This is a genomic window from Lactobacillus intestinalis (assembly GCF_024397795.1).
Classification (GTDB): domain Bacteria; phylum Bacillota; class Bacilli; order Lactobacillales; family Lactobacillaceae; genus Lactobacillus; species Lactobacillus intestinalis.
Genome location: NZ_CP072983.1, coordinates 880,341 through 906,165, shown reverse-complemented (window position 1 = coordinate 906,165; position 25,825 = coordinate 880,341). Strand labels below are relative to the sequence as shown.

The 25,825-nt window shown below is 32.5% G+C and carries 20 protein-coding genes; 7 read left to right on the top strand and 13 right to left on the bottom strand.

Features of this window, described 5'->3' with window-relative positions:
- Position 1: 1 nt before the first annotated feature.
- The 6 genes from KBW87_RS04080 to KBW87_RS04055 all read right to left on the bottom strand — a co-directional run bounded on the left by KBW87_RS04080 (position 2) and on the right by KBW87_RS04055 (position 12,436).
- Complete coding sequence (locus tag KBW87_RS04080) at positions 2 to 640, bottom strand: DnaD domain protein (RefSeq protein ID WP_057811138.1); 639 nt, start codon at positions 638 to 640, stop codon at positions 2 to 4.
- 75 nt (positions 641 to 715) lie between these two features.
- Entirely contained in the window at positions 716 to 2,014 is a 1,299-nt protein-coding gene (asnS, locus tag KBW87_RS04075) for an asparagine--tRNA ligase (RefSeq protein ID WP_004042561.1), read from the bottom strand.
- Between the two features lie 51 nt (positions 2,015 to 2,065).
- Positions 2,066 to 2,563 (bottom strand): hypothetical protein, encoded by a 498-nt coding sequence (locus KBW87_RS04070; protein WP_057811135.1) that lies wholly within the window; start codon positions 2,561 to 2,563, stop codon positions 2,066 to 2,068.
- Entirely contained in the window at positions 2,532 to 5,333 is a 2,802-nt protein-coding gene (locus KBW87_RS04065) for a helicase C-terminal domain-containing protein (RefSeq protein ID WP_057811133.1), read from the bottom strand. Before KBW87_RS04065 ends, KBW87_RS04070 begins: the two co-directional genes overlap by 32 nt.
- A gap of 31 nt (positions 5,334 to 5,364) precedes the next feature.
- Positions 5,365 to 8,964, bottom strand: coding sequence for a helicase-exonuclease AddAB subunit AddA (gene addA / locus KBW87_RS04060; protein WP_057811131.1), 3,600 nt, complete (start codon positions 8,962 to 8,964; stop codon positions 5,365 to 5,367).
- A gap of 1 nt (position 8,965) precedes the next feature.
- Positions 8,966 to 12,436 (bottom strand): PD-(D/E)XK nuclease family protein, encoded by a 3,471-nt coding sequence (locus tag KBW87_RS04055; RefSeq protein ID WP_057811129.1) that lies wholly within the window; start codon positions 12,434 to 12,436, stop codon positions 8,966 to 8,968.
- A 77-nt stretch (positions 12,437 to 12,513) separates the two neighbouring features.
- Here KBW87_RS04055 and mvk point away from each other — a divergent pair, with 77 nt between their 5' ends.
- The 5 genes from mvk to KBW87_RS04030 all read left to right on the top strand — a co-directional run bounded on the left by mvk (position 12,514) and on the right by KBW87_RS04030 (position 18,426).
- The gene (gene mvk, locus KBW87_RS04050) at positions 12,514 to 13,425 is read left to right on the top strand and encodes a mevalonate kinase (protein ID WP_057811127.1); all 912 of its coding nucleotides are present in this window, start codon (positions 12,514 to 12,516) and stop codon (positions 13,423 to 13,425) included.
- Positions 13,425 to 14,390 carry a diphosphomevalonate decarboxylase gene (gene mvaD, locus KBW87_RS04045; protein ID WP_057811125.1) on the top strand — a complete coding sequence of 322 codons (966 nt, stop codon included), beginning with the start codon at positions 13,425 to 13,427 and terminating at the stop codon, positions 14,388 to 14,390. Before mvk ends, mvaD begins: the two co-directional genes overlap by 1 nt.
- Before the next feature lie 39 nt (positions 14,391 to 14,429).
- Complete coding sequence (locus KBW87_RS04040; protein WP_057811119.1) at positions 14,430 to 15,512, top strand: phosphomevalonate kinase; 1,083 nt, start codon at positions 14,430 to 14,432, stop codon at positions 15,510 to 15,512.
- An 11-nt stretch (positions 15,513 to 15,523) separates the two neighbouring features.
- Positions 15,524 to 16,540 (top strand): type 2 isopentenyl-diphosphate Delta-isomerase, encoded by a 1,017-nt coding sequence (gene fni / locus KBW87_RS04035; RefSeq protein WP_057811116.1) that lies wholly within the window; start codon positions 15,524 to 15,526, stop codon positions 16,538 to 16,540.
- A 110-nt stretch (positions 16,541 to 16,650) separates the two neighbouring features.
- Positions 16,651 to 18,426, top strand: a complete 1,776-nt coding sequence (locus KBW87_RS04030) for an FAD-binding protein (RefSeq protein WP_057811115.1) — start codon at positions 16,651 to 16,653, stop codon at positions 18,424 to 18,426.
- A gap of 48 nt (positions 18,427 to 18,474) precedes the next feature.
- Here the strand turns inward: KBW87_RS04030 and KBW87_RS04025 are convergent, their stop codons facing one another.
- The 3 genes from KBW87_RS04025 to KBW87_RS04015 are packed head-to-tail and all read right to left on the bottom strand — an operon-like array spanning position 18,475 to position 21,539.
- Positions 18,475 to 19,842, bottom strand: coding sequence for an RsmB/NOP family class I SAM-dependent RNA methyltransferase (locus KBW87_RS04025; RefSeq protein ID WP_057811113.1), 1,368 nt, complete (start codon positions 19,840 to 19,842; stop codon positions 18,475 to 18,477).
- Positions 19,823 to 20,800, bottom strand: a complete 978-nt coding sequence (locus tag KBW87_RS04020; protein ID WP_057811112.1) for a hypothetical protein — start codon at positions 20,798 to 20,800, stop codon at positions 19,823 to 19,825. The genes KBW87_RS04025 and KBW87_RS04020 overlap by 20 nt, the downstream gene beginning before the upstream one ends.
- Entirely contained in the window at positions 20,790 to 21,539 is a 750-nt protein-coding gene (locus tag KBW87_RS04015) for a hypothetical protein (RefSeq protein WP_057811110.1), read from the bottom strand. The genes KBW87_RS04020 and KBW87_RS04015 overlap by 11 nt, the downstream gene beginning before the upstream one ends.
- Before the next feature lie 85 nt (positions 21,540 to 21,624).
- Between KBW87_RS04015 and lepB the strand changes: the two genes are divergently transcribed.
- The gene (lepB, locus tag KBW87_RS04010; protein WP_057811106.1) at positions 21,625 to 22,194 is read left to right on the top strand and encodes a signal peptidase I; all 570 of its coding nucleotides are present in this window, start codon (positions 21,625 to 21,627) and stop codon (positions 22,192 to 22,194) included.
- 61 nt (positions 22,195 to 22,255) lie between these two features.
- On the top strand, positions 22,256 to 22,444 hold the full coding sequence (locus tag KBW87_RS04005) for an LBP_cg2779 family protein (protein ID WP_057811104.1): 189 nt from the start codon (positions 22,256 to 22,258) through the stop codon (positions 22,442 to 22,444).
- Between the two features lie 123 nt (positions 22,445 to 22,567).
- On the opposite strand, the gene KBW87_RS04000 is transcribed toward KBW87_RS04005, so the two are convergent.
- The 4 genes from KBW87_RS04000 to KBW87_RS03985 are packed head-to-tail and all read right to left on the bottom strand — an operon-like array spanning position 22,568 to position 25,825.
- Positions 22,568 to 23,377, bottom strand: a complete 810-nt coding sequence (locus tag KBW87_RS04000) for a hypothetical protein (protein WP_057811102.1) — start codon at positions 23,375 to 23,377, stop codon at positions 22,568 to 22,570.
- Positions 23,378 to 23,399: 22 nt separating this feature from the next.
- Positions 23,400 to 24,113: a hypothetical protein gene (locus tag KBW87_RS03995; protein WP_057811099.1), complete on the bottom strand. Its 714-nt coding sequence runs from the start codon at positions 24,111 to 24,113 to the stop codon at positions 23,400 to 23,402.
- 10 nt (positions 24,114 to 24,123) lie between these two features.
- A complete protein-coding gene (locus KBW87_RS03990) occupies positions 24,124 to 24,951 on the bottom strand; it encodes a hypothetical protein (protein WP_057811098.1) in 828 nt (275 codons plus the stop codon).
- A gap of 13 nt (positions 24,952 to 24,964) precedes the next feature.
- Entirely contained in the window at positions 24,965 to 25,825 is an 861-nt protein-coding gene (locus KBW87_RS03985) for a hypothetical protein (protein WP_057811096.1), read from the bottom strand.

The following is a 25,825-nucleotide window of genomic DNA, read 5'->3' as shown; positions in this document are numbered from 1 at the left end:
TTTAACGCCCTCTTCTTAAGAAATTTTCAATATCCTCTTCTGTTCTTAAATTATGATTTTGCCAATTTAAAAGTATTCTATCTATATACTTTAAACTATAAACCTGGGATAATACAGCTTCTCTTAAGGCTAATTCAATCATTTTAGGGGAATAGTGATCAATATTAATCCATGAAGCAAGTTCTTGCTTTTCAATTGGGCTTAAGTATCTTCCAAATTCAATCTCAAATCGCCGCGTAAGCTGATTAATTGGGCTATTGTTCAAATTATCAGTTATATCAGTAGAATCATGCTTATGTTTAATTAAAATATGTTGGTCTAAATATTCCTCAAGTTTATTATATAGCGGTCTCAAATTATATCTATTTCCAATTTTTCCGGAAGTATCTGTTACTTGTTCAAGGGTTAGTAAATTTTGATCAATTAATTGTTGGATTAAAGTTCCTACATCCCTAACAGAAAGATTAGTATTAGCTGCAAGTTTTTCATTAGAAGGAAAGAATTCCCCTCTTTGGCTGAACGCCTCCAATTGGATGATAAGGATTAATTGTGCATCGCTAATTTGCAGCTGAGAATAATAAGCGATTAAGCCATTAGGCAAAGTTGTAAAACCTAATTCACGATAATTATTGTAATTCACGCTAAAAACCCCTTTAAAAAAAGTTGAACTATTGTCTAGTCCAACTTTTTTATATATTCATGTTTTAGAAAACAATTAAGGTTGCATTCTGTTGATTAATCTTGGGAATGGGATAGCTTCACGGATATGATCAAGCTTACAAATCCAAGCAATAGTACGTTCAAATCCCATACCAAATCCAGAGTGAGGTACACCACCAAATTTACGTAAGTCAAGATACCATTGGTAGTCTTCTAAGTTAAGACCTGCATCTTCAATTTGTTGCTTCAAAACTTCATAGTTACCTTCACGTTCTGATCCACCGAAGATTTCACCATATCCTTCTGGAGCAATCACGTCTGCACACAAATATTCCTTAGGATTGTCAGGATTCTTCTTCATGTAGAATGGCTTAATAGAAGTTGGATAATTCATAATAAAGACTGGACGATCATATTGTTCTGAAATGTAGCCTTCATCTGGAGCACCAAAATCGTCGCCCCACTTAATATCTCTACCAGCTTCTTGAAGCATTTTAATTGCATCGTCGTATGAAAGACGAGTGAAGTTACCTTCAGTAGTTGGACGAAGTTCTTCAGGATCTCTACCTAAAAGTTTAAGTTCATATTCGTTGTTTTCAAGAACTTGCTTAACCATGTATGCCAAATATCTTTCTTGAAGGTCTAATGATTCATCTTGGTGCATCCATGCCATTTCTGGTTCCATCATCCAGAATTCAGTCATGTGACGGCGACCTTTTGATTCTTCTGCTCTAAATGTTGGACCAAAAGTAAAGATCTTGCCGTAAGCCATAGCACCAGCTTCACCGTAAAGTTGACCTGATTGTGATAAGTAGGCATCATTCTTGAAGTAGTCTACATGGAATAATTGGGTAGTACCTTCTGGAGCTGAATGCATAAAAATAGGCGCATCAAACTTGATGAAACCTTCCTTTTCGAAGAAATCAACAGTTGCTTTAAACATGGTGTTTCTAATTTGCATAATTGCAAAAGGACGACGACTTCTTAACCATAAATGACGGTGATCAAGAAGGAAATCAACACCGTGTTCCTTGTTACCAATTGGGTAGTCTTCATTATTAGATACAACTTTTAAATCAGTAATTTGAATTTCGTAACCAAACTTTGAACGTTGGTCTTCATGAACTGTACCTGTAATATAAAAGCTTGCTTCTTGGTGTAATGATTTTGCTTGCTTAAATACTTCATCGGAAACGTCATTTTTACGAACTACCCCTTGGAAAAATGCGGTTCCATCACGTAATTGCAAGAAAATAATTTTACCACTTGAACGTTTATCTGTTAGCCAAACATGCATTTTTACTTCTTCATCGACATGTTTGGAACTATCTTTGATTGAAATTAATTCTGTCATAATTTTCCTATCCACCTTCATCAATTTACTTAACTAATCATACCAAAGATTCTATAAATTAGCGACTTCAGATATTTCATTTCCGGTTTTAAATTCATATAAAGTATAACTATAATCATTATTTTTGTTTTGAGAAGTCACTTCCCAAACAGCTTTACCTTTATACCAACCTAAATTAACCTCTGAAATTTTCTGATTTGAATGTAATCTTTCAAATTCACTGCGAATTTTATTTTCACTGACGCCCTTTTTCTCAGGCATCAAGTAAGCCCTTTTAGACTTAGGAAGATAAATAAAATAATATGATTGTCCTTTGCTACTGGTACCTTTAAGAGAATAGCTACTTACTCCTCTATCTAAATGATAATATGTATCAATATTTCTAATAGGAGTCTTCTGATTTGCTAGTTTGGTAATTTCACGATCATTATTACGTGATTGAGAACCAGCACCATAAAAGATAGCTACACTAGCAATATAAATAGCAATTATAATACCAATTACCCAAATAACAAATTTAATGGTCTGTCTTGTGTCGTCTCTGATCATAATTTTCTAGTTTCTTATGTAATTCCTTTAGATTAAATTTCTCAACTTTTACTGGAATAGTACTTAAAAATGCCGATCCATAATTTTTAGTCCAAAGTCTGGAATCTAAAACAACAAATTGTCCGTGATCATTTTCTCCTCGAATTAGTCTTCCCATTCCTTGTCTAAACTTAATAATAGCTCGAGGAAGGGTATCTTTTTCAAAAACATTTATCCCTTTATTTTCTAGTTTTCTTTGTCTTAATCGTACTTCAGGCTGATCTGGGGATTCAAATGGAATTTTAGAAATGATCACTGTATCAATTCCACAATTATGAAAATCGATACCCTCCCAAAAACTATCAGCTCCTAGTATAATGGCCTTTTTAGCAATTGCAAATCTTTTTGCAATCCGATTATTCGATCCCGATAATCCTTGGGCTAGAATTTCAAAATCTTTAAGCTCTGAAGCATTCATAATGTTTAAGAATACATCATGAATTTTATCTAGGTTGGTCATTAATACTAAAACATGACTTTTGGTTGAAATATCGTTTAATAAAATGCTCTCTAACATCTTATCATGAGCTTCTTCATCTACACTCGGCATGTCTTTAACACTGAGCACTTCGAGGTGCTTTTTAATATCAAACGTACTATTACCAATGTAGGTTTGGGGATGCAGATCAGAGAGAGATAATTGGTTAATTGTAAAGTCAAAGTTATGATCACTAGTTAAAGTAGCACTAATAAACAAAATATGATCAAAACGTTGATAAATTTGCTTAAGTTCATGACTGATATCTAATTTTAGCCAACTTAGATTAGTACTCAATGGATCATCAGGATTAGTAATGATCAGTACAAATCCTTCATCCATCAATTTATTTTCATCAGAAATAATATCAGCTAATTGATAACATTTTTCCATATAATAGTCTAAACGATCAATCTGATCAGTAAGATCGCTGAGTAATTCATCAGTTGCTGCTAGATTCTGGGAATTATACAGTTGAAATAGTAGCTGATTAGTATTTTGACGAACTTGTTCTAATTTTCTTTCAAATTCCTCTAGACTAGTAATAAATGCGCCATTTTTAGGGAATAAATTAGCTCCTTCAAAACTAAGTTGCAAACTACCATTTGGTAAATAATTTTCACCCGTTGCAAATTCCTTTTGTTTATATAAAGCTTGCTGCAATCTATTAATAACCTGAATTAACTCTAAAATGTCCGGATCTAGATTTTTCAATAAAAAATTAAGCTGAACATCATTATTTGCAATCTCTTTCACACTATCATCTTTATAATAGAGCAAATTTCTTAAATGACTTAGTACCCCCCACAGTGATTCAAAATGTAAAGCATTATTGCGAGAAGTAGTAACATTATCCGCAAATCGATGAGCTTCATCAATAACTAGATAAGGATTTTGTCCCCAGATACTATCGTTATAGTGGTTAGCCAAATAAGAATGATTTGTTACGAGAATATCTGCTTGTTCTTGCTTTTGACGAGCTAGGTTCCAAAAATCCACTTCTGCAAAATTGCTACCTACTCGTGCATCCCCTGGATGTTGAATTTGACTGAATAAAGGAGCCTTATAATTAGTTAATTGTAATTCATCCAAATCACCAGTTTTAGTTTGAGTTGACCATACCAAAATTTGCATTTGCAAGACTAATGTAGGCTTATTTGGACTTGATTGAAAAAGACTCTGTACAAAGCCATCCAGGTCTAAATAATGACTACTTGCCTTAACTACTTCTGCTGTTAGATCCAAATTAGTGATTTTAAGCATTTGAGGTATTTCTCGGGTCAAGATTTGATCTTGGAGGACTTTAGTTGGTGTAGAAATCACCAGTTTTCGGCTTGAATACAGTTGGTAAGCATAGCTGAATAAATAAGAAAAAGTTTTACCTGTCCCATTTGGAGATTCTACTAGCATTGCCCGCTCATTAGGGTTTATCACAAAATCATGAATATGATCGATTAATTCCACTTGAGCTTTTCGATAATTGATTTTTCCTTTAAAAAGTCTACGTTTAGCAGTATTTTCAATTGGAAATTTGTGATCTTCTCCATTACTTACTACATTATGAGTTTGTTTTTGCAAAATAATATTACGTACTTGCATGTATTCCTTAGGTAGTGGGCGTTTTGTTTTTCGTAAAGTATCTGCAATCTCTGTAAAAATCCAAGAAGTATCTCGAACTAATCCATGCGAAAGAGAACTCAAAGTATTTAAGGTGGCTTGGGGAAGTTGCTCTAATCTTTTAATATCATCAATTAATAAAACCGCTGTTCCATAAGCATCTGAATCAGCTTTGTGAGGATTGAGATGCTTAATTTTTAATCGACTAGTTAAGTCACTTAACTTATACGATGGCAATGTTGGAAATGCAATTTTGGTTAATTCTACCGTATCAATTGCTTTATTTGTTAAAGATTCATAGCCATGCTGCATGAGCTCATAATTTAAAAATGGAAAATCAAATTCTACATTATGGGCTACAAAAACCGTATCCTTCAAGATTTCAATAATTTTAGGAGCATAATATGAAAAATCTTTCTCATTGGCAACATCATCATTACTGATTCCTGTCAAGTTTTGGACAGAAAGAGGTATTTCTCGATGAGGGTTAATCATAAAAGAATAAGTTTTAACAACTTCCATGTTCTTCACAATCGCGCAGCCAAACTGAATAATATGATTGTTATCGCTACGACTGGTTCCGGTCGTTTCTAAGTCAACGACTGCAAATGTATTATTTTTAAAAATATGACTCATCTTATTAGCCTCCTTTCTTTTTTACTATATTCTATTTAACTTCTACTACTTTTTTGGCGTCAAGCAAAATTAAATATTTATTTTTAACTTTTTGATTACTGAAACTATTTAAAGCTTGTTCATATAGGCGAAGTTGTCCTGTATACTTTTGTTTAATTTTGTCAATTGCTAAATCAAGATGGCGTTTATCAATGTGATCTGTCTTGTAATCAAATAAAATAATGCCATCTTTATCTATATAATAACCATCAATTGTACCATGAACTAAGATCTTCGCATTTGGATCGCTAAAGTTTTCAAAAAGTTGACTGGCTGAAATTAGACTAGAAAAATCAACTTCTCGTTTTAGATTTTGGGGATGTTCAATAAACTTTTGAACAAAATCACTATGAGTAAACCATTCAATTTGATCTTTATGCAAGCTAGGAACAATATCTGGATTGAGTTTCTTTCTTAAAATTAGTTCTTCGATCTCGTTATCTAGCTGTTGTTCATCGCGAGATCCCGCATAATCATAATATTGCAAAATTAAGTGAGTCGCAGTTCCAATTTCTGCACCAGTAAATTTAGTATCAAATAAAAAGTTGGGTTTAGTATCAATCGGTTGCAAGTAACGATTGGTTGATGGCAGAATACGAGAATTTTCCAATTCAGTTTCTACTGGATCATTAAATGCTCGTTTAATTTCGGAAACAGCTTGATAAGCAGTTGTACGACTAGCATCTTTAAAAGAGTAATTGAAGTTATATAGCTTCTTAGTTGTATTTAATAATAAATCAGATTGCACTGACTCTTCTGCTTTTTCTGGTTGCTTAATTTCTACTGTATCCTCATCTTTGTGTTCAATATAAAGCATGTCACCTTTTTCATCAATTGCATGAGTAATTTCAGAAATTTTTTGACTCAGGTGTTGATCAAAATCAAGTGCCGGTCCCATGAACTCTAATGAACTTTGACTATTAAGCTTAAGATTTAAAGGTAAGTGATGAGATGAATCGAGATTATTACTCCATCCTGAGACCTTTTTATCAAAATTATCAATATCAGCTACAATAATTAACTTTTGTTTTGCACGAGTTAAAGCCACGTATAAGATTCGCACTTCTTCTTCTAGTAATTGACTCTGTTTTTCCAAGTTACCAACAGATTTAATTAAAGTATCAATAAAATATTTTGGCTCCCGAATGGTTAATCCTACATCATCGGAATTAATGATGTATTTACGACTTAAATCTTGCATTTGATATTTACGTTGCGCACCTAAATAGAATACAATTGGAAATTCAAGTCCCTTTGAATGGTGAATCGTCATTAAATTAACGGCATTTCCAGCTTCTTTGGTAAGAAGTGGCTGAGCTAAGTCTTTTTGACTTCTTCTAATTCGCTCAATAAAATTAATGAACTGATACAAACCTTTAAAACCAGCACTTTCGTACGAGTTTGCTCTTTCATATAAAGCTTCTAGATTAACTCGTCTTTGTTCTCCATTTGGAAGTGACGTCATAATTTCAAGTAAATTTGTTTTTTCATAAATACTCCAAATTAACTCTGAAATTCTACTATTAGTAGCAATTTCCCGCAACTCTTCCAATTGATTTAAAAAGTTTTTCACACGTTGGCTTAATTCGTCTTGATGAGTGACATAAGAAGACAAGGCATTATAAAAACTGCTATTTTTGCTATTAATTCTTATTTTAGCTAAATCAGTTTCTTTAAAATTAAATAGTGGAGACCTGAGAACGGTTACTAAAGGAATATCTTGATCAGGATTATCAATAATCTTTAGGTAGTTCATAATTACTGTTAATTCAAAAGTTTGGAAGTAATTATCTGCATCTGTCACATAGAGAGGGATGCCATTTTTAGCAAAAGATTGCATAATATCTAAATTACTAGTTTTACTTCTAGTTAAGATAGCAATATCACTATATTTAAGTGGTCGAGTTTGTCCTAATTTAGGATCATAAACTTGAAGATTTTCTTTTTTAAATTGATTAATACGATCGATGACCATGTTTATTTCTGAATAATCATCATCAAAATCTTCTTGAGTGTTGTATTTTTCACTTTTATGGTAAATAATTTCGCTACTTTTTGCTAAAGAGTTAGGATAATAACTTGCTCCAAAAATTAATTGTGCTTCCTCTTGGTAGTCAATTCCGCCAAAGTCCTTAGTCATAATCGTATTAAAGATTTGATTAACAGTTTTAGTGACAGGTTTAGTTGATCGAAAGTTATCAGAAAGTAAAATTCGTTCCTTATCAGGATTAGCTTTATTACCAAAATCATTATATTTTTCTAGAAACAGACTTGGCTCAGCTTGTCTAAAACCATAGATGGACTGCTTTACATCCCCGACCATAAAAATATGGTTATTCGTATTTTTAAGAGATTGGATAATACTTTCTTGAAGTGCATTTATATCTTGATACTCATCAATTAAGATCTCTTTGAATTTGTTCTGATAAAATTCTCTAGCTAAATGAGAATTAGAAGTATCCTGATTTAGAATTTGATAAGCAAGTTGCTCCATATCATTATAATCAATCATATTCTCGTCGCGTTTTAATTCATTAAAATGATCGATTAGAGATATTTCGACATTACTAATGACCTTCATCAACTCGTAGCCTTTTTTCATTTCCGCAATTTGCTCAGATTCTTCAACTACAAAGAAAGCTGCATATAGTTTCATTATTTGTTCTTTGAAATTAGATTTAAAACTAGCAGCTTCTTCTTTAAGTGCCACTAAATCTTCATCCCAATTTTTTCCTTTTTGAAAAATGGTATTAAAGGAAAAAGCTTTGATTAAAGTTCTTAAAATATTGTAGGATTCATCATCCTTAATTGCTTTAATCAAACGATCTAAACTTTCTTTACAATTCAAAAGCCAACTTCTGATTTTTTGTAATTCTTTAGTTTCGATTGAATCAGAATTTAAAAGCTGATCAGCTTTTTGTTGATAAAAGGTCAAAATAGATAGTAAATATGGCTTAATATTATTTTGCCATAAGGCTGAATCTACAATATTTTCCTTAATATCATAGCTCGCACTTAAACTTCTCAACCACTGACGATAGTTAGGCTTAGCCATCGCAAAATTATAAAGATCTAAGAGTAAATCTCGAGCTGAATCTACATGCCGATCCCCCGCAAAATTATCATAGAAGGAAATAAAATCTTGATTGTCATTTTCCAAGTATTCTCCTTCAATATCGTGAAGTGCGCGTTCTTTTAGAATTTCTGTTTGAGTTTCATCAGTTAAAATACTAAAGCTCGGATCAAGATCTACCGTGTAGTAAAAACGGCGAATAACATCTAAGCAAAATGAATCAATAGTAGAAATGTTCGCAGTATCTACTAAGTTCAATTGTCTTCTCAAATAATTGCGTTTTTTTGGATTTTTTTGCAGTTCTTTGCGCAATTCCCGCTTGATTCGCTCTTTCATTTCTTCCGCAGCCGCTTTAGTAAAGGTGACGACTAGAAGTTCATCTACACCGGTTCCATTAAGGACTTTTTTTAGTACCCTTTGAACTAATACTGTGGTTTTTCCACTTCCTGCGGAAGCTGAGACCAAAATATCTTTATTTTGGTCATTAATCGCCTTTAGCTGCTCATTAGTAAAAGGCATATTATTCCTTCTTTCCTAATTTTTCTTTGATTTGAGTTAAAAGTTTCTTTTTATCAATAGAGCTAATCTCATGATATTGATTATTAAGCATGGCATCAAAAAAGAAAACATCCCGATAAAATGAATAAGTAAGAGCAGATTCTGTTTTTCCGAACTTAAATGGATTAAGATCAATACTTCCTGACAAAATATTACTTGAGGCCTGTTTAATGAGATATTCGTCATAAGCTAAAATAAGTTCTAACTCTTCTTCATTAAAGTTAGTCTTGGAACGTCCAAAACTAATTTTTCCACTTGAAATAGTCCTTATATTTTTGTACAAATCTGAATTGGTTTTGGCATTTTCTAGCATTGGGTCAGCTTTTTTAAGTAAATCAGGATCATTATTTATTAAGCCGTTATACATTAATTCAGGTTTGCCATCTAATTTGGTTTCATTTAAATCGAAAGCGGAAGTAATAATCTCTTTTTTATTTAAGCGTTCAAGTTTACGTGTAACAGTTTGATAAAAGGCGCCCAATAATGCCATTTTATCTAGTCCCGCAAAAAATTGCGGATTTTGATAAAGGACATCTAAATATGAGACCATTTGAAGAGATAGACCATGGTAGAACTTTGCTAAGTTGAAGTTCTTGTTTGAAGACTTATAGTCAATGACTTGAGCCATGATTTCTTCATTATTAATTGGCGCCAAATCAACTCGATCGATTTTTCCTCTAAGTTTTACTTGATGTTTTCCTTCAAGATCAGGTAAGGGAAAGACCAATCCGTTTAATTTTTCACTATTACCAAAGCTTAACTCAGAATATTTGGCCCTAAATGGTGTCTTCTTCAATGAGCTGCGCCAATTATAGGCAACCTTTGAAGTAGTATGATCTAAACACTTAAATAAATACTTGTTGAAAGGATCATTCATTAATTGAGCGTATCTACCCTCTTCACTCATTCTTTCTCTAGCTAAAGCTAATAATTTTTCCAACTCTAGATCGTTTAAATTTGCTAAATCTAAATGCTTTTCATTTAGTTCTTTTACTAAACGATCAAAAGTTTCATGGAAATAATTACCGGCTTGAATAATATCTAGCTCACTTTCAAAACGTTTATTTAGTCGAAGACCATATTTTAAGAAGTACTCATACGAATTTTGATAATAAGTTTCAAGTTGAGAAACCGATGAATTTAAATCTTGACCATACAATTCTTGCGCTAACTCTGGGCCAATATCTTCTGGCTGATTATCAAATTCAGTCGCATCAATAACGGCATCGGTTCTTTCTGGATCCTTTTCCTTGGTAAGATTTAACAAATCTTTATATAAAGAACTAGGATGAATAGATTCAAGATAAGATAGGTATCCTAAGCTAGCTCGCGGATTAGTGATAAAAGATAAAGTGTCTTGAATGGTACTTGGCAGATCATGCTGAGCAAGTTCAGGAGCCCCAGCCTTTTTTAAGCGCTCATAATAAATTGAAGGTTCAAGTTGTTCATTAGAAGTATTGATTACAGGATAAGACAAATAGATTTGATCTTCAGCTAGAGCTAATGACAAACCAAACTGGTAGTTTTGATCAAGATTGTTTAATTCTTGGCTGTCTTCTAAATATGAATCATCATTGAAATCTTGTCTTATTTGAAGGAGATTCTCACTACTTAAAAAGCTAGGTGATTTTTGAATTGAAGGAAGATTTCCGCTTGTAGCTCCAATGATAAATACCTGCTTGTAGCCACTAGTTTGTACCATCCCCATTTCAGAAATATTTACAGCGTCCAGAGTTGAAGGAATTTGAGAAAATGTTGCTTCTCTAAAACCGCTAATTAACATATTGAAAAATTCGCTAACATCAAATTCATCTGGATTAATTAAAAGATAGTCATGCAAAAGTGTACTTAGTAAATTCCATACTTGTTCCGGTTGTTGTGCTTGTTGTAAATCGCCCTTTTCGTTTGCCTTATCACGCCAATTTTCAAGTTGCTGCGCCACACCATTATTAACTAAGAAATTGAAGAAAACAGTAATGGCTTTTTGACTATCTTTTTCTTTTTGAATTTTATTAAGCAAATTTGTTACTTGATCAATTGTAAATTCACGTAGTCTTTCAATTTTTGCAATTTCATCTGCCATCTTATCAAGCTTAATTACATCGGCATCTACAAAGTTAGAGAAATCTTTTTTCCACAAAGTATGATTAATACCATGGGCTAAAACAAAGTTTTCCAATTCATCAACATCATGCATGTAACTGGCTTCGTCTTGGTACCATGAAGGAATGAAGAGACGCGTTTTTAAAAGAGAAAGAAGATTTGTGGTTTGGTAGGGATGCTTGAGTAAATTAGCTATATTTTCAATCAAAATAACTAAAGGATGATATTTCATTTCTTTTTGTAAATCATTGAAAAATGGAATATCGTTTTGCTTTAGAATTGGCGTTAAATACGTCTCATATTCATGCAAATTTGGTGCTAAAATCAAAAAATCGTTATAACGATAATTACGCAATGCTACTTGTTGGTAAATCGTGTGCGCCACGAAATAAGCCTCCGCATAGCGTGAATCGGCTTTAACTAATTGAACTTGATTTAAATTATCGTTATTTGGGACTGCTTCAGTCCAAAAACTGTTTAGTTGCTCTTTAGCAGAAGGATTTGTTGATAGGTCTTCAGCTTGAGTTTCATATTCAATATTTTGTTTATCTAAATAATTAGTTATCCGCTTAATTGTTTGCTGAATAACGTAATCGTATTCCCCTGCCTCACAGTCTGGATTAAGATCTCCAAGTTTTGTTTTGAAGGCTAAAGTAACATTTCTAACATTTTTTAATAATAACTCTACTGTTAAGAGCTCTTGCAAGGAAAAATGTGAAAAATCGGTAAAGTAAAAACTCTTTTTACTTAGGTCAGTTTTAGCTAAAAGTTCATTAAGTTGTAATTGAACCTCATTCTTTGTTGAGAATTTACCCGCAATTTCACTTAAAAATGCTTCATAAATAATTTTTAGATCATGAATCTTATTTTTAGTTTCAAGATCTAAATTTTCTTCTTCAATGTCATCTAAATCTAAGTTGCTATCATAGATTTTTAAAATATTAGTGTAAATATCTTTAACTAGACCTGGGTTGATATTAGTTTGCTTAAATAAGGTTAGTTCATCCTTATGTTGCCTAATAATTTTTTCTAAAAGCATAGCACTTGCTGCATCATCTAAAGTAGTAGCCAGACCACGTTCTGCATCCTTTAAAAAATACCAAGCTAATCGAGAAAAAGATAGAATCTGTAAATTCTTAACAGAAGCTTCAGATTTATTTTGATTGATAGCAAGTTTACTTATTGCTTTAACTTCTGTGGTAAACTTAATATGATTAGGGACAATGATGAATGTTTCGTATTCTGGATTTTTTTGGTAGTTTTCAACTGCTTCTTCCAGAATTTTTTCTTGTAATGGATCGGTTTGCCGACCTGTAAGAATTTTGATCATTTGTTCGTAACTCCTTACTTTAATTTTATCATAGGTATGGATACTTAATTTATAAATCTCACTTAAGGATGGTAAAAATGAAAAGTAGTTTTTTAGCGCATGGAAAAGTTATTTTAATTGGAGAACATTCTGTAGTTTACGGTTATGATGCTTTAGCTATGCCAATTACCGCACTTCACATTAAAACAACTGTTGAAGAAACTGACGGTCCAGTTTATATGAATACAGCTCATTACCACGGACCTTTATTTGATGCACCTGCTAATTATGATGGCTTAAAATATGTTGTCAAGACAATGATGGATAAAGCAAGTAGCACAGATAACGTTAAAATTACTTATACCGGTGAAATCCCAATGGAACGTGGATTTGGATCAAGTGCCACTGTCGCTTTGGGCACAGTTAAAGCTATGGATAATTATTATAAGCTGAATTTATCCAATAGTGAAATTATGGATATTACTAATCATGCAGAAATGATTAACCATGGAAAAGCTTCAGGACTTGATGCAGCAACCGTTAGTTCTGATTATTTGGTGTTTTTTAATAAAGAAATTGGCCCTCAAAAATTACAGGCAAAATTGGGGGCTACCCTTTTAATTATGGATACGGGAGAATTGGGCAACACCAAGGAAGCTGTAACTATGGTTCGTCACCAACTTGACGAATCAGTAGAAGCTAATAAAAAGATTGAAAGACTTGGTAAACTGGCTGATAATTTCAAAGCTGCATGGATAAAGCAAGATAAGAAAACGGCCGGAAAAATTTTTAATGATGCCGAAGAGATTCTTGCTTCTTTTGGACTTGCTACTGACAAAATAGATCAGCTTAAGACCATTGCCTTAGCAAATGGTGCCCTTGGTTTTAAGTTTTCAGGTGGTGGTTTAGGTGGTATTGTAATTGCCATTTGTGATAATCGTGAGATTGCTCAGCAAATTGCTGACAAAAGTAAAGATTTAATCTCTAATTACTGGATTGAGGAAGTTTAATGAAAAAGATTGCACGTGCACATACTAATATTGCTCTAATCAAGTATTGGGGGAAAGCTGATGCAAAATTACGTCTACCTTTAATGTCAAGTTTATCAATGACCTTAGATAAATTCTATTCAGATACTTATTTAGAAAAAACTGACGGACCTAATACATTTATTTTAAATGGAGAGCTTCAAAGTAATTCTACTAAAGATAGAGTTTTTAAGTATTTAGAACTTTTGAAGAATAAATACGGGATCACCGATAATTTAATCGTTAACTCTATCAACCATGTTCCTACTGCTGCAGGCCTAGCTTCCTCAAGTTCCGCTTTTGCTGCTTTAGCAGCTGCGTTTTGCAATTATTATGAACTGGATCTTTCGAAAAAAGAACTTTCTCGTTTAGCTCGGCTTGGATCTGGATCTGCTAGTAGGTCAATTTATGGCGGTTTTGCCGTTTGGAATAAAGGAACTAGTGATGAATCTTCTTATGCTTATGCTTTAGAGGAACATCCCCAGATGGATCTCCATTTGATTGCAGTTGAATTAAATGCTCAACCTAAAAAGTTATCTTCTACTAAAGGGATGCAGCTGGCTCAAACTTCCCCTTTCTTTAAACCGTGGATTGATCGTAATGATCTAGAATTAAAAGATATGGAATCCGCAATTCATGCTGATGATTTTACCAAGTTAGGAAGTTTAGCTGAATTAAATGCTAGTGAAATGCATGCTGTTAATTCAACTGCCGTTCCAGGCTTTACTTACTTTGAACCTGATACTATCAAAGCTATTAAATTAGTACAAAATCTGCGCGAGCAAGGAATTGAGTGCTATTATACTATTGATGCTGGTCCCAATGTAAAAGTATTATGTCAATTAAGAAATATAAAAAATATCGTCAAAGCCTTTGAGACTAGTTTTAATAATGTTAATATAGTTGTTGCAAGTTTTGGATCGGGTATTAGTTACCTAGATCGTTGAACTATTTAGAGCTTAATTAGATTAGAGGATTAAAATCTTTTGATAACAGAAAAAGCACCCGGAAAATTATATATTGCCGGCGAATATGCAGTTTTAGAACAGGACTGCCCTGCCATTTTAGTAGCGGTTAATCAATTTGTAAGAGTTTCAATTACTAAAAGTAAAACTAGTACCGGCTTAATTCATTCAAAGCAATATTCCCAAGATTCGATTCATTGGGTACGTCAAGGATTAAAAATGGTTATTGATAACCGCGATAATCCATTTGAATACATTTTATCGGCAATTTCTTTTACTGAGCGTTTTTGTATTGAGCAAAATATAAAAATGAACGTTTATGATTTACACGTTAATTCTGACTTGGATTCAGCCGACGGAAAAAAGTATGGCTTAGGTTCAAGTGCCGCCGTCACAGTTGCTACCGTAAAAGCTATCTTACGCTTTTATGGGGTTAAATTTACTAATGAGTTAGTTTATAAACTGTCTGCTATTTCTCACTACTCTGTTCAAGGTAATGGGTCTGCTGGTGATATCGCAGCTAGTGTTTATGGTGGCTGGCTCGCTTATCAAACTTTTGACAAAAAATGGTTAGAAGATGAACTTGAGAAAAAGAGTTTGTCTGAAGTGGTGAATGAAGCTTGGCCAGGATTGAAGATTGAATTGCTTACCCCTCCTGAAGGGATGAAATTAATGATCGGCTGGAGTCAAAAACCTGCTTCTACTTCTCGTTTAGTTGATGAAACTAATGCTAATAAGGCAGCTTTAAATGATGAATATCAAGCTTTCTTAACTAAATCCAGAGAATGTGTTTTAAAAATGGTAGATGGTTTTGAAAATAATGATATTCCAGCTATCCAAAAGCAAATTCGCGTAAATCGTAAATTATTACAACATTTTGCTAAAATTAATCAGATTGCAATTGAAATTCCACGCTTGTCCAAATTGATTAATATTGCGGAAGATTTTGGTGGCGCTTCCAAAACCTCAGGTGCTGGTAATGGTGACTGTGGTATAGTAATTACTGATAAAAACACTAATGTAGAAGCTTTAGAAAATAAATGGCGTGAAAATGGAATTTTACCTTTAAATTTCCGTGTTCATCAAATTACATATTCTCGTTAATAGAGGTTTTTATGTCAATTAGATCTGAAAGAAAAGAAGAACATCTGGCATTAGCCCAGATGTTTTTTGATGAAAAAAAGAAAAACAGTTTTGATCAAATGCACTTATTGCGGCCTGCGTTGCCTGAAAAAAAAGCTGATTTGAATACTATTAAGACAGAAATGTTTGGTAAATCCGTCTCAGCTCCCTTTTTCATTAACGCAATGACTGGAGGATCAAAAAAATCTCGCAAGGTTAATCGTGCTTTAGGAATTGTTTCCGAAAAGCAAAAAATCGCGCTTGCTCTTGGATCAAGCAGCATTTTAGTTAAGGAAAAAGATCAATTAGATAGTTTTTATATTGCTCGAGAGGAAAACCCACATGGAGTATTAATTGCGAACGTTAATCCCCTTACTCCTTTTAAAGATGCTATAAAAATTGCAAATGAACTCCAAGCTGATGCTTTGCAAATTCATGTTAATACAGTTCAGGAGATTGCGATGCCCGAAGGTGAACGAGATTTTCACTGGTTAGATAATATGCGCGAAATTAGAGATAATCTAGATCTTCCCATCATTGTTAAAGAAGTTGGTTTCGGTATTGATTACAGCACTATTCAGCTTTTAAAACGTGAACATTTTGATTTGGTTGATATAGCTGGTAGTGGTGGAACAAACTTTGCTCAAATTGAAAATGGCCGTAATCATCGAGATGTTTCTTATTTACAAGATCTTGGTTTACCTACCGTTGTAACTGCTTTAATGGCTAAAAAAGCTAACGCTAATTTTATTGTTTCAGGGGGAGTTCGAAATCCGCTTGATGTTTTAAAAGGATTAGCTCTTGGAGGAAAATATGTGGGAATTGCTAATGTTTTCTTACAAGAATATATGCAAAATGGAGAAAAGGCTCTTTTAGAACGGATCCAAAATTGGAAAATTGAATTAGCTAATTTGCTTGCTATCTATGGTTTAGATAGTTTAAGGGATGCTACCAAGCTCCAGCAGTATTATGACTTTCCACTTAAAAATATAATTGATCAATTAGTATAAAAACTTAAGCTTCGGCTTAAGTTTTTTTGTTTAGCATATTAATTAAAGAAAATAACTAATTGAACTATAATATTTATGTAAGCGAATACAAATATATTGGAGGTTAATTTATGCATATTAAACCACATTATCAAGCAGATTATGACGTAATTGTTTTAGGATTTGGAGCAGCTGGAGCTACTGCGGCGCGATTTGCAGCCGATCATAATAAAAAAGTACTTTTAGTTGATGCAGCTCCTTTTGGACATGAAGGTGGAAATACGCGCTATGCTGGACAAATTGTTGGCTATACCACTAAGAAGCAACAAATGATGGAATATTATCAGGCTTTAACCTATCCAATGAATGTACCTTATTCTATGACTGAAACTTATGTAGATGGCTTTAAAGATATGATTGAATACTTTAAAAAGTACTTGTGTGATCCTGTCACCTATAATTCTATTAGAAAGAAATATCCTTTCTTGGGTGGGATGTCTCCAGAATATCCGGAGTTCCCTGGAAGTAATAGTTACGATGTGTTAATGGTTCACGAGGCTTTCTTTGACGCCGGTCTTTGGAAATTGTTGCGTCAAAAAGTACTCGAGCGCACAGAAAACATTGATGTTTGGCTCAATTCTCGTGCTCTTCATTTAATTCAAGATGATAATGAAAAAGTAATCGGGGTTCAAATTGATCGTGATCATCAAAAAGTTGAAGTTCATGCTCGAAAAGGTGTTGTTCTTGCTACTGGTGGTTTTGAAAATAACCGCGAAATGGTGAGAAACTATTTGGGAGCAGATCACCTACTCCCTTTAGGCTCAATGTATAACAAAGGTGATGGAATAAAGATGGGACTTGAAGTAGGTGCTCGAATGTGGCACATGTGGAATTATGAAGCTTTAGGTTTACAACATGGGCTAGTTTTTGCAGAACCTGCAGGTAAACGTGGTAGGTTTGTAGTTTATCCCCTTTTAGAAAAAGGCAGTTTGTTTACGATTGCAGATGATGGGACGCGCTACTTTAGAGAAGATGAAACTAATCGTCATGGTCATATTTATGAACATGGTGAATGGCGCATCCCTATTAGATGCGTTCATCCTTATATTATTTTTGATCACACTAAGTATAAAGAAATTAAGAAGGCTGGGTGGCCAATTAATGACTTTAAAGATCGTTTAGTTAAAGCAAAGTCAATTAAAAAATTAGCAAAAAAGATCGGTGTTAAGCCAAAAATTTTAAGGAAAACTAGAAAAAGATTTGACAAATTTGCTAAAAATGGTTGCGATTTTGCTTATGGTCGTAATCCAAAAACTATGCGTCCATTTGATGATGGTCCCTACTATGCTATAAAAATGAGTAATGATGTTTTAAACACTCAAGGTGGACCTGAACGAGATCAATATGCTCGTGTTTTGAATTCAAATGGAGAGCCCATTCCTCATCTATATAGCGCGGGTGAATTAGGCGGTATTTGTGCTAATCAATATCAAGGTGGTAACAATTTAGCAGAATGTCTTATTTGGGGGAAGATTGCTGGTGATCGTGTTTCTTTAAATCATGATGACATTGCTGAAGATGTTTCAAACACATTGAATGGTATTAATGATTTAATTAAAGGTGAAGAGAAAAATATAACTTTGACTAAAGATCAATACCTCGGCGAATCTAATTCTGGTATTGGTGGTAAATTAGTAGTATGCGTAACTTATAAAGATAATAAAATCAAGAAAGTCGACATTGTTGAAAATCATGAAAGCGAAGATTTTGGTAAGCGTGCTTTAAAGATCATTCCGCATGAAATTGAAAAAGGAAATTCTACTGATGTCGATGCTGTTTCTGGTGCATCTGCTACTTCACGTGCAATTAAAGAAGCTGTTAAAAATGCTATAAATAAAGCTAAGTAAAAATAATTATGTAAAATAAAACATGCAACATAGAAGTTGCATGTTTTATTATTTTTTCAAGATTCGTAAACCTTTAGGATAAAAATTCTTTAGAGTACCATTAGCTGCTTTACCAAAACTGAAAATTAACCCTTTAAAGCTTACTAAAACGAATCCCTTTAATTTTTTGCTGTCTACTCGGACGGTTTCACCATGCAGATAGCTAAGATAGTTGTCTTGATTTTCTAAATCTATTACATCTTCTTGAGGTAATTCACCTAATACTTCTACTAACTGATGGCTTGGTTCAAAGCGATTCTTTTTCATGATTCCTAATTCTAACCCATTATTAACAATCTTAAGACCTTTTAAATCTTTATCAATTGCTGGTAAAAATACATGATCATTTCTCACTACTGCAGCAGTCCAGTCAAAGTTCAAATTAAACTTATCTAGTACTTTTTCAACTAGCTTCTGATCATTTTTTGTAAGTCTTCGAGTAGAGCGATCGCCTTTTTTAATTTTTTGCTTTTTAACTTTAGCTATTTTTCCATCTGGCATTTGTAAAATTGCAGCAAATTGACCTTCTCCAAGTCCATCTTGTGGCCAAAAACGTAAAGTATGGTCTAATCCAGAGACACTTCCCCATTCATTTTTACCATGGCTAATTTTATCAGAGGCCAGTTCAATTGGGACAATTTTCATATTATAGGTCTCTACTAGCCAGCTAACGATTTCTTCATCTTCTTCTGGAGAAAAGGTACAAGTTGAATAAATCAATTGTCCATTGGGCTTCAGCATCTTTACAGCTTCAGTTAGAATTTCTTTTTGTCTTTCTTGACAAGTCAGTACATAATCTTGAGACCAATACTTAATAGCTTCGGGATTTTTTCTAAACATCCCTTCCCCACTACATGGCGCATCTACTAAAATCTCATCAAAATATTGGGTAAAATGAGGAGATAGATTAGCTGGACTTTCATTAGTAATTACCGCATTTTTAACGCCCCAACGTTCTATGTTTTCTCTTAGAGCTTTAGCCCTGCCAGATGAGATTTCATTAGCAACTAAAACGCCACTACCATTCAATTTTTCAGCTAAAGCTGTACTTTTTCCACCAGGAGCAGCACATAGATCTAATACATGATCCCCCTCTTTTACATTGGCTATAAAAGCTGGAAACATTGCAGAAGGATCTTGAGAGTATACAGTGCCGCTTACCCATTCAGGATCCTGTCCATTTACTTCTCCATAATAAGCATTTGATATTTCAGGAACTTTTTTACTTAAATCATATGAAACTTGATTAGGCTTTAATGTATTAATACGAAAAGCTTTTTTATTTTCTTTATTTAGTGCGTCAAAGAACGCTTTAGCTTGCGAATCTCCTAATAATCTTTGATATTTTTCTTTAAATTCAACTGGTAAATTGAGCATTATTTATATACTTCCTCCATAAATATACAATTGAGATTAAATATGAAACCATAATAATAATGAAACTTAATATAATTAGTCCAATCAAATGATCTGGTTTTGAAAAGAAAGCGCGCCAACGTAAAAATGTATATGCTCCAACCGATATTAAGCCTTCTAAGAGAATTAATTGCACACTACGATTAATTATCCAATTCTTTGATAAACGACCTCTAAGGTGACTTTTTTTGAGTTGTTGGATATTTAAAAATGCTAGAAGTCCATTGCAAACTACAATAACAATCCAAAATAATAATATTATCGCAATCTCTTTAAGAATAGAAAATCGATGAATCTGATGGTTCTTAACAAATGATGGCGTGTTAACCTTTACATGATAATGTTTAGCTATCTCATGAATGACTTTATTTGAACTATCAATTACAATTCGGTAATCTTTTAATTTGTTTTTTGCTGTAGGCTGACCTATTCCAGTACTTAAGTAATATTTATTTTGTTCCATTTGGTGATAATGCTTTAAATCGCCAATTACAGAATAATAATCATTATTCCAAATTAAGTATTGATTTCCTTGGCTTTCTGTAATTTGAACATTTTTGGTTTCTGGTCCTAATACAGCAAAAGAAACCTGTCCTTCAAAATCATCAGGTGAGAAATAGCGACCATTTTGGGTTGGTAAATTAATTACATTATGATTTGCCCATACTAAAACTTGATCATTATCATAGCGATTATCCAGATGTAATTGAATATTAGCATTTTTATATTTATCTAAGTAACGTAAAAAATCGCTAATTGTTTCATTACGATTAACTTCAATGTAACGAGTATTGTTACTTAAGCCATGAGCTTCTAAAAGTTGATCAGCTTCCCGCGACTGGACGTTTGAGAGCATACTCCCGACGCCTAGTAAACACATAAATATAATAAAAAATAATACAATCTTCTTATAATTCATTCTCTATCTCATATATCTTTTCATTAATAAAGTCATAACTAACAAAGGATTTGTTTATTTTATTAATTGCTGTCGATTTTGTAAAGTGTTCAGTTAGCCAAAATTCAGATGAATTTGTTGCACCCATTTCTTCACCAATAAACAACAAGTGGCTTTTTGGATTATATTTTTTCCAAGCTTTCACTACTTCAAGATCAGCAGTACCAAAATTAGGCGACCAAGAACATAAAATCAAATCCACATTTTTATAAATTTTGATTGCGTTAGTAGCTGAATAATCTTTAACTGGATAAAATGGTTTTTTCCCTGTTGAAGAAGTTTTAGCCCACTCAAGAGAATCTGTAGAAACTGTCTTAATTCTTACTTCACTTAGTGCTTTAGACCAAAATGCATTTCCTGCCATAATTTCTAGAGCTGATCCAATTTGTAATTCATTCTTAATCAGCTCAGCAGTTTTTAAATTGGGCAATGACCAGATGCCATAATTCAAGGATAAATATTGACGCAGACTATTAAGCATATTATTAAGAACGTTTATTTCATAGGTCTTTTCAGAATTGTTCTTCTTTAAATTTGCTATTTCAAAGTCAGTTAAGCCTAATTTATTTGGTGATTGCTTGAGTACTTCTTCCTCTTCAACGGACTTTACTATCCTATTTACTTCCAAAACCTGGTAATGCACAAGGTTATTATCTAATTCTTTATCAATTTTATTTAATTTCTTCAAAAAATTTGTCATATCTTAAATACCTATTAATGATTTTACCATTCAACTCGAACTAAATCAGTTATAATAATATACAGTATGAAAAAGGAGAGTTTTTATGGCAAAAAAATCAAACAAAAAAACAGAGGAAGATGAAAGTCTCGGTAAATTTATACTCGATATTGTAATCATGTTTGCAATATTAATCGGGGTTTATTATCTAGTATTTAGTTTTGTTTTATCTAACGAAACAGTATCTGGACCTTCGATGCAGCCAACATTTGAAAATAATGATCGTTTAATTGCTGTTAGACATTTTACTCCTAAGAGAAATGATGTAGTAATTCTAAAGGCACCAGACCAAAAAAATGCTTTATATATTAAACGTATTATTGGTCTTCCAGGTGACATGGTTACTTCTAAAAATGATAAGATGTATATTAACGGCAAGCAAATTTCAGAGCCTTATTTAAACAATGCTCTTGAAAAACAAGCTCATAAAGATGGAGAGCTTTATACTAATAACTTTACATTAAAAGAGCGAGTTCCAAAAGATAGTTATTTTGTGATGGGTGATCATCGAGATGTATCGAAAGATTCACGTTATTTTGGTTTTGTTAAACGTAGCGCTTTAGTTGGAGAAGTTAAATTAAGATACTGGCCACTGAATCAAATAAGAGCTTTTTGATAAGCCTACTTTGAATTTACTTTGCTTTTTGGTTAAAATTAAAGTGTAAGGAGAATCAATTATGAATCAACAAGAAGAATTGTCCAATGCAATTATTGATTATCAGGTAAAGCATCATGTTAATGATACTGATTTAGCTTTTGCTAGTCACCTTTCCGTTGAGAAAGTTCATGCTATGAAAACTGGTGAAGGTTCTTTTACTAATGAAGAAGTAAATCAAATTTATGATTATATGGCTGCCAATGCGTAGTTGGTGTTTCCCAGCATGTTGTATGTTGGGAATATTTTTTGTTTTTAATGATTTAGTAACAACTATCTTTTAATAATTATAACAAATAAAAAGCAGCTAATAAAATAGCTACTTTACATAATTTTACTTACTTTCTACATATTTGTTAATCAAAATAATATCAATAATTCCCACAATAATATCTACTATCAATAATTCTAAATTATCAAACCACATCGGATCACTAATGAACGTATACTTTGTATTAATTTGAGTAAAGTGAGTTTCTATATACCCTGCTGTTCGAGCAAGAATAATACTTCCAAAATACACTGCTATAATTGTTAAAACTGCCATTACAAACAGTTTTATCCAAAGCGTCTCTTTAAAGGGCAATCTATCTACTATTACCTTTGAACAAAAGTTAACAAAACTTACAAACGTATAGATAAAGGTTACCATTAAAATCAAAAATATTAAGTGCTCAATAATACTTGAAATGATTAATTCATTTCCCCATAATCCATACTCTCTGAGTGGCGCTGTAATATCATTTTTGGTACTTAAAGCAACTACCGCCAATAAGACATTTTGAATAATAAAGATATATGAACATGTTAACAAACTACTAAAAATATTATTAAGCCAAAGTTTCCCACTTGAAACAGGAATTAAATTCCAAGTTTCGCTTAAATTAACTTTTTCATTCCTCCAACATGAAATAGCACAATAAGCAACATCCGCAAATATACTTATTATGAATGCAGTTTCAAATGCAACTTCAGTAAAATGATTAGACTCATAAAAAAGTGAAGAGTATTGCGCTCCATTCTTATTAAATAGCGCTAAGCCAATTGCAAATACAGATGCAATTATTTGAACAATTAGAACCAAATATACATATTTCGATTTTTGCTTAAATTGTTCTTTTATAATTTTTCCTGAAAGATTCAATTTTCTCCCTCCTCTTCTATCTTTACTTAATTTTTGATTCTACATATTTATTAATTAACCATAGATCAAAGCTACCAAATATTAAAATATCAATTATATATTGAACATTTGGTTTTAACCAATCACTTATAGAACCTGTGGATGTATATCCGAATATATAAGTAGCCACTACAGTTAAGACAACTATAACTAATAAACGAATCCATTTAGTATTAGTAGGTAAAATATTTATAATGAGATAGGATAAGAAATTCACAAAACTTACAAAAATAAAAATAACTAATACTAATAAAAATAAAGATACACAAAGTCGAAAGTAATCATGAATAACCCCATATTCAAGATTATTTATGTTTATAGGAACCGGCGAAGCACTCAGATATGGTAAAAGTAAAATAAAATTAATAAGCAATTGAATAATAAAAATGTAAATACATCCTAAAACACTACTTAAAACATTAGCTATATATTTTGCTGAACTAGCTAGGGGAATTAATTGCCACGTTTGACTAGAATTTATCCTTTCATTCTGCCAACACAAAATTGTTGTAATAGCTAAGTCTGCTATTACAGTTGATGTTAATCCAACCTCACTTAAGACTGCATTAAATTCTCTACCCTTATTAGAAAATAAAGCTAAAAATATAATTGTAATTATCTGAATCAATAATACTAAATGAATATATTTTACTTTCTGTAAAAACATTTGTTTAAAGACGGCTTTAAAACTTTTCATCCTCATTCCCCTATCTATCTGCTTTAGCTTCAACAAATTTATTAATCAATAAAATATTTAGTCCCCCAAATATCACATTGAATAATATAAATATCACTATAGTCATCAAAAGTTCAAAGCTTTCCCCAGAATCGGTTAATGGATGAATAAATAAATCACTTAATCCAATTGATACAAAATATAGAGCATAAATTACTACAACTAAAACTAATACCCTAACAATAAAGATCACAAAACGATTAGATGCAGCAGGCAAAAAATCAATTACACTTCTAGATAAGAAATGATAAAAACTAATCATCACATACCAGAAAAGATTGAGTAATAATCCAATAACTAGGTATTCCACTAACATCCCATAATCAGCATTATTATTTGTTGTTTCAGCAATAACTTCACTTACTCCTTTACGAACCTTACCTGAAGCTAAATATACTCCAAAAAAGCCCACAAGCATTAATACCAACTGCATTATTTCTAAATAAATATAAGCCGCAAATGAACTAAGAGTATTGCTAAGATAAAACTTCCCTGAACTAATTGGTATTAAGCGCCAAGTTTGATCCCGATTGATCTTTTCAATTTTCCAACTAGTCATTACCAAATAAACTGGAGCTGTTAAAAAACATAGCATCAAAAAAAGAACGATAAAGGCTAAAAATGCTGCAGCAATAGTATTTATTGCAGTCTGATCAATTTTAGGATTATTTAATCCCGCACTCCCCATAGCCAAGATGGTTAACACAAAGGCTGCTAAGAACTGGATTCCAAAAATCAAATAGGCTGACCGGCTCTTTTGCAAAAACATCTGCCTAAACAAAGTTCCAAAACTTGTCATTTCCATTACCTCTCTAGTGCTCTATTTTGGCTTCAAAGAACTTATTAAAGAGTCCAATATCCACACCAGCAACTATAATATCAAAGATGAAAATAGCTAAATTTGCTTGGAGCATATCACCAGTTTGGGCTTCACTGCCAGCAGGTATCCAATTTACAATATTTTGAAAAATATTGCCAAAGTAAATAGACACAAAATCAAACAAAACCAGCAATATAATAATTGTTATTGCTCTAACAAAAAATAAGACTAATTTATTAGAAGCTTTAGGCAAAAAATTTACAATTGCAGAACTAGAAAAGTTCAAAAAACTAATCATCAAATACCAGGCAATTGCAATTAATACCAAGAAAACTACAATACTTATTAAGTACGAGAACATTTGACTAAATTCAGAAGTTGAAATTCCTTTTCCAATGGTATTTACCATTTCCCCTAACCATTTATTAGGGTGCATCCCTGGAAGCGCAATAACTCCTAAAACAATTATAGTAATCAGATTTAGCACGCCTAACCATATCAATTCAAGAGTAGAACTAGCAATATTTGCAGTAAAATATCCCCCATTACTAATTGGAATTAAACGCCAAGTCTTACTTTTGTTAAATCTTTCATTTTTAATAGTGGTTAAAATCCCCAAAACTCCTTCTGCTAGAAAGGTGGTCATAAAAATCATCCCCACTAAACCTAAACAAAAGGAACTAAAATCGCTTACTTTAATTAACCCCGCATCTGAATAAAAATTATTACTATTCACTGGTTTAGCCATTAGGATCAAAGCCAAAGATGAAATTAGTTGAAAAATAAAGATTAAATAAACAGATTTACTCTTTTGTTTGCAAAAAACTTTAAATAATTGCCACCATGATGTCAT

Excerpts from the sequence above, each read along its gene's own strand:
- KBW87_RS03990 (WP_057811098.1), bottom strand. The coding sequence starts at position 24,951 with ATGACAAGTTTTGGAACTTTGTTTAGGCAGATGTTTTTGCAAAAGAGC.
- addA (WP_057811131.1), bottom strand. The coding sequence starts at position 8,964 with ATGCCTTTTACTAATGAGCAGCTAAAGGCGATTAATGACCAAAATAAA.
- lepB (WP_057811106.1), top strand. The coding sequence starts at position 21,625 with ATGGCAAAAAAATCAAACAAAAAAACAGAGGAAGATGAAAGTCTCGGT.
- asnS (WP_004042561.1), bottom strand. The coding sequence starts at position 2,014 with ATGACAGAATTAATTTCAATCAAAGATAGTTCCAAACATGTCGATGAA.
- KBW87_RS04030 (WP_057811115.1), top strand. The coding sequence starts at position 16,651 with ATGCATATTAAACCACATTATCAAGCAGATTATGACGTAATTGTTTTA.
- KBW87_RS03995 (WP_057811099.1), bottom strand. The coding sequence starts at position 24,113 with ATGAAAAGTTTTAAAGCCGTCTTTAAACAAATGTTTTTACAGAAAGTA.
- KBW87_RS04005 (WP_057811104.1), top strand. The coding sequence starts at position 22,256 with ATGAATCAACAAGAAGAATTGTCCAATGCAATTATTGATTATCAGGTA.
- fni (WP_057811116.1), top strand. The coding sequence starts at position 15,524 with ATGTCAATTAGATCTGAAAGAAAAGAAGAACATCTGGCATTAGCCCAG.
- KBW87_RS04025 (WP_057811113.1), bottom strand. The coding sequence starts at position 19,842 with ATGCTCAATTTACCAGTTGAATTTAAAGAAAAATATCAAAGATTATTA.
- KBW87_RS04055 (WP_057811129.1), bottom strand. The coding sequence starts at position 12,436 with ATGATCAAAATTCTTACAGGTCGGCAAACCGATCCATTACAAGAAAAA.
- mvaD (WP_057811125.1), top strand. The coding sequence starts at position 13,425 with ATGAAAAAGATTGCACGTGCACATACTAATATTGCTCTAATCAAGTAT.
- KBW87_RS03985 (WP_057811096.1), bottom strand. The coding sequence starts at position 25,825 with ATGACATCATGGTGGCAATTATTTAAAGTTTTTTGCAAACAAAAGAGT.
- KBW87_RS04015 (WP_057811110.1), bottom strand. The coding sequence starts at position 21,539 with ATGACAAATTTTTTGAAGAAATTAAATAAAATTGATAAAGAATTAGAT.
- KBW87_RS04020 (WP_057811112.1), bottom strand. The coding sequence starts at position 20,800 with ATGAATTATAAGAAGATTGTATTATTTTTTATTATATTTATGTGTTTA.
- KBW87_RS04065 (WP_057811133.1), bottom strand. The coding sequence starts at position 5,333 with ATGAGTCATATTTTTAAAAATAATACATTTGCAGTCGTTGACTTAGAA.
- KBW87_RS04070 (WP_057811135.1), bottom strand. The coding sequence starts at position 2,563 with ATGATCAGAGACGACACAAGACAGACCATTAAATTTGTTATTTGGGTA.
- mvk (WP_057811127.1), top strand. The coding sequence starts at position 12,514 with ATGAAAAGTAGTTTTTTAGCGCATGGAAAAGTTATTTTAATTGGAGAA.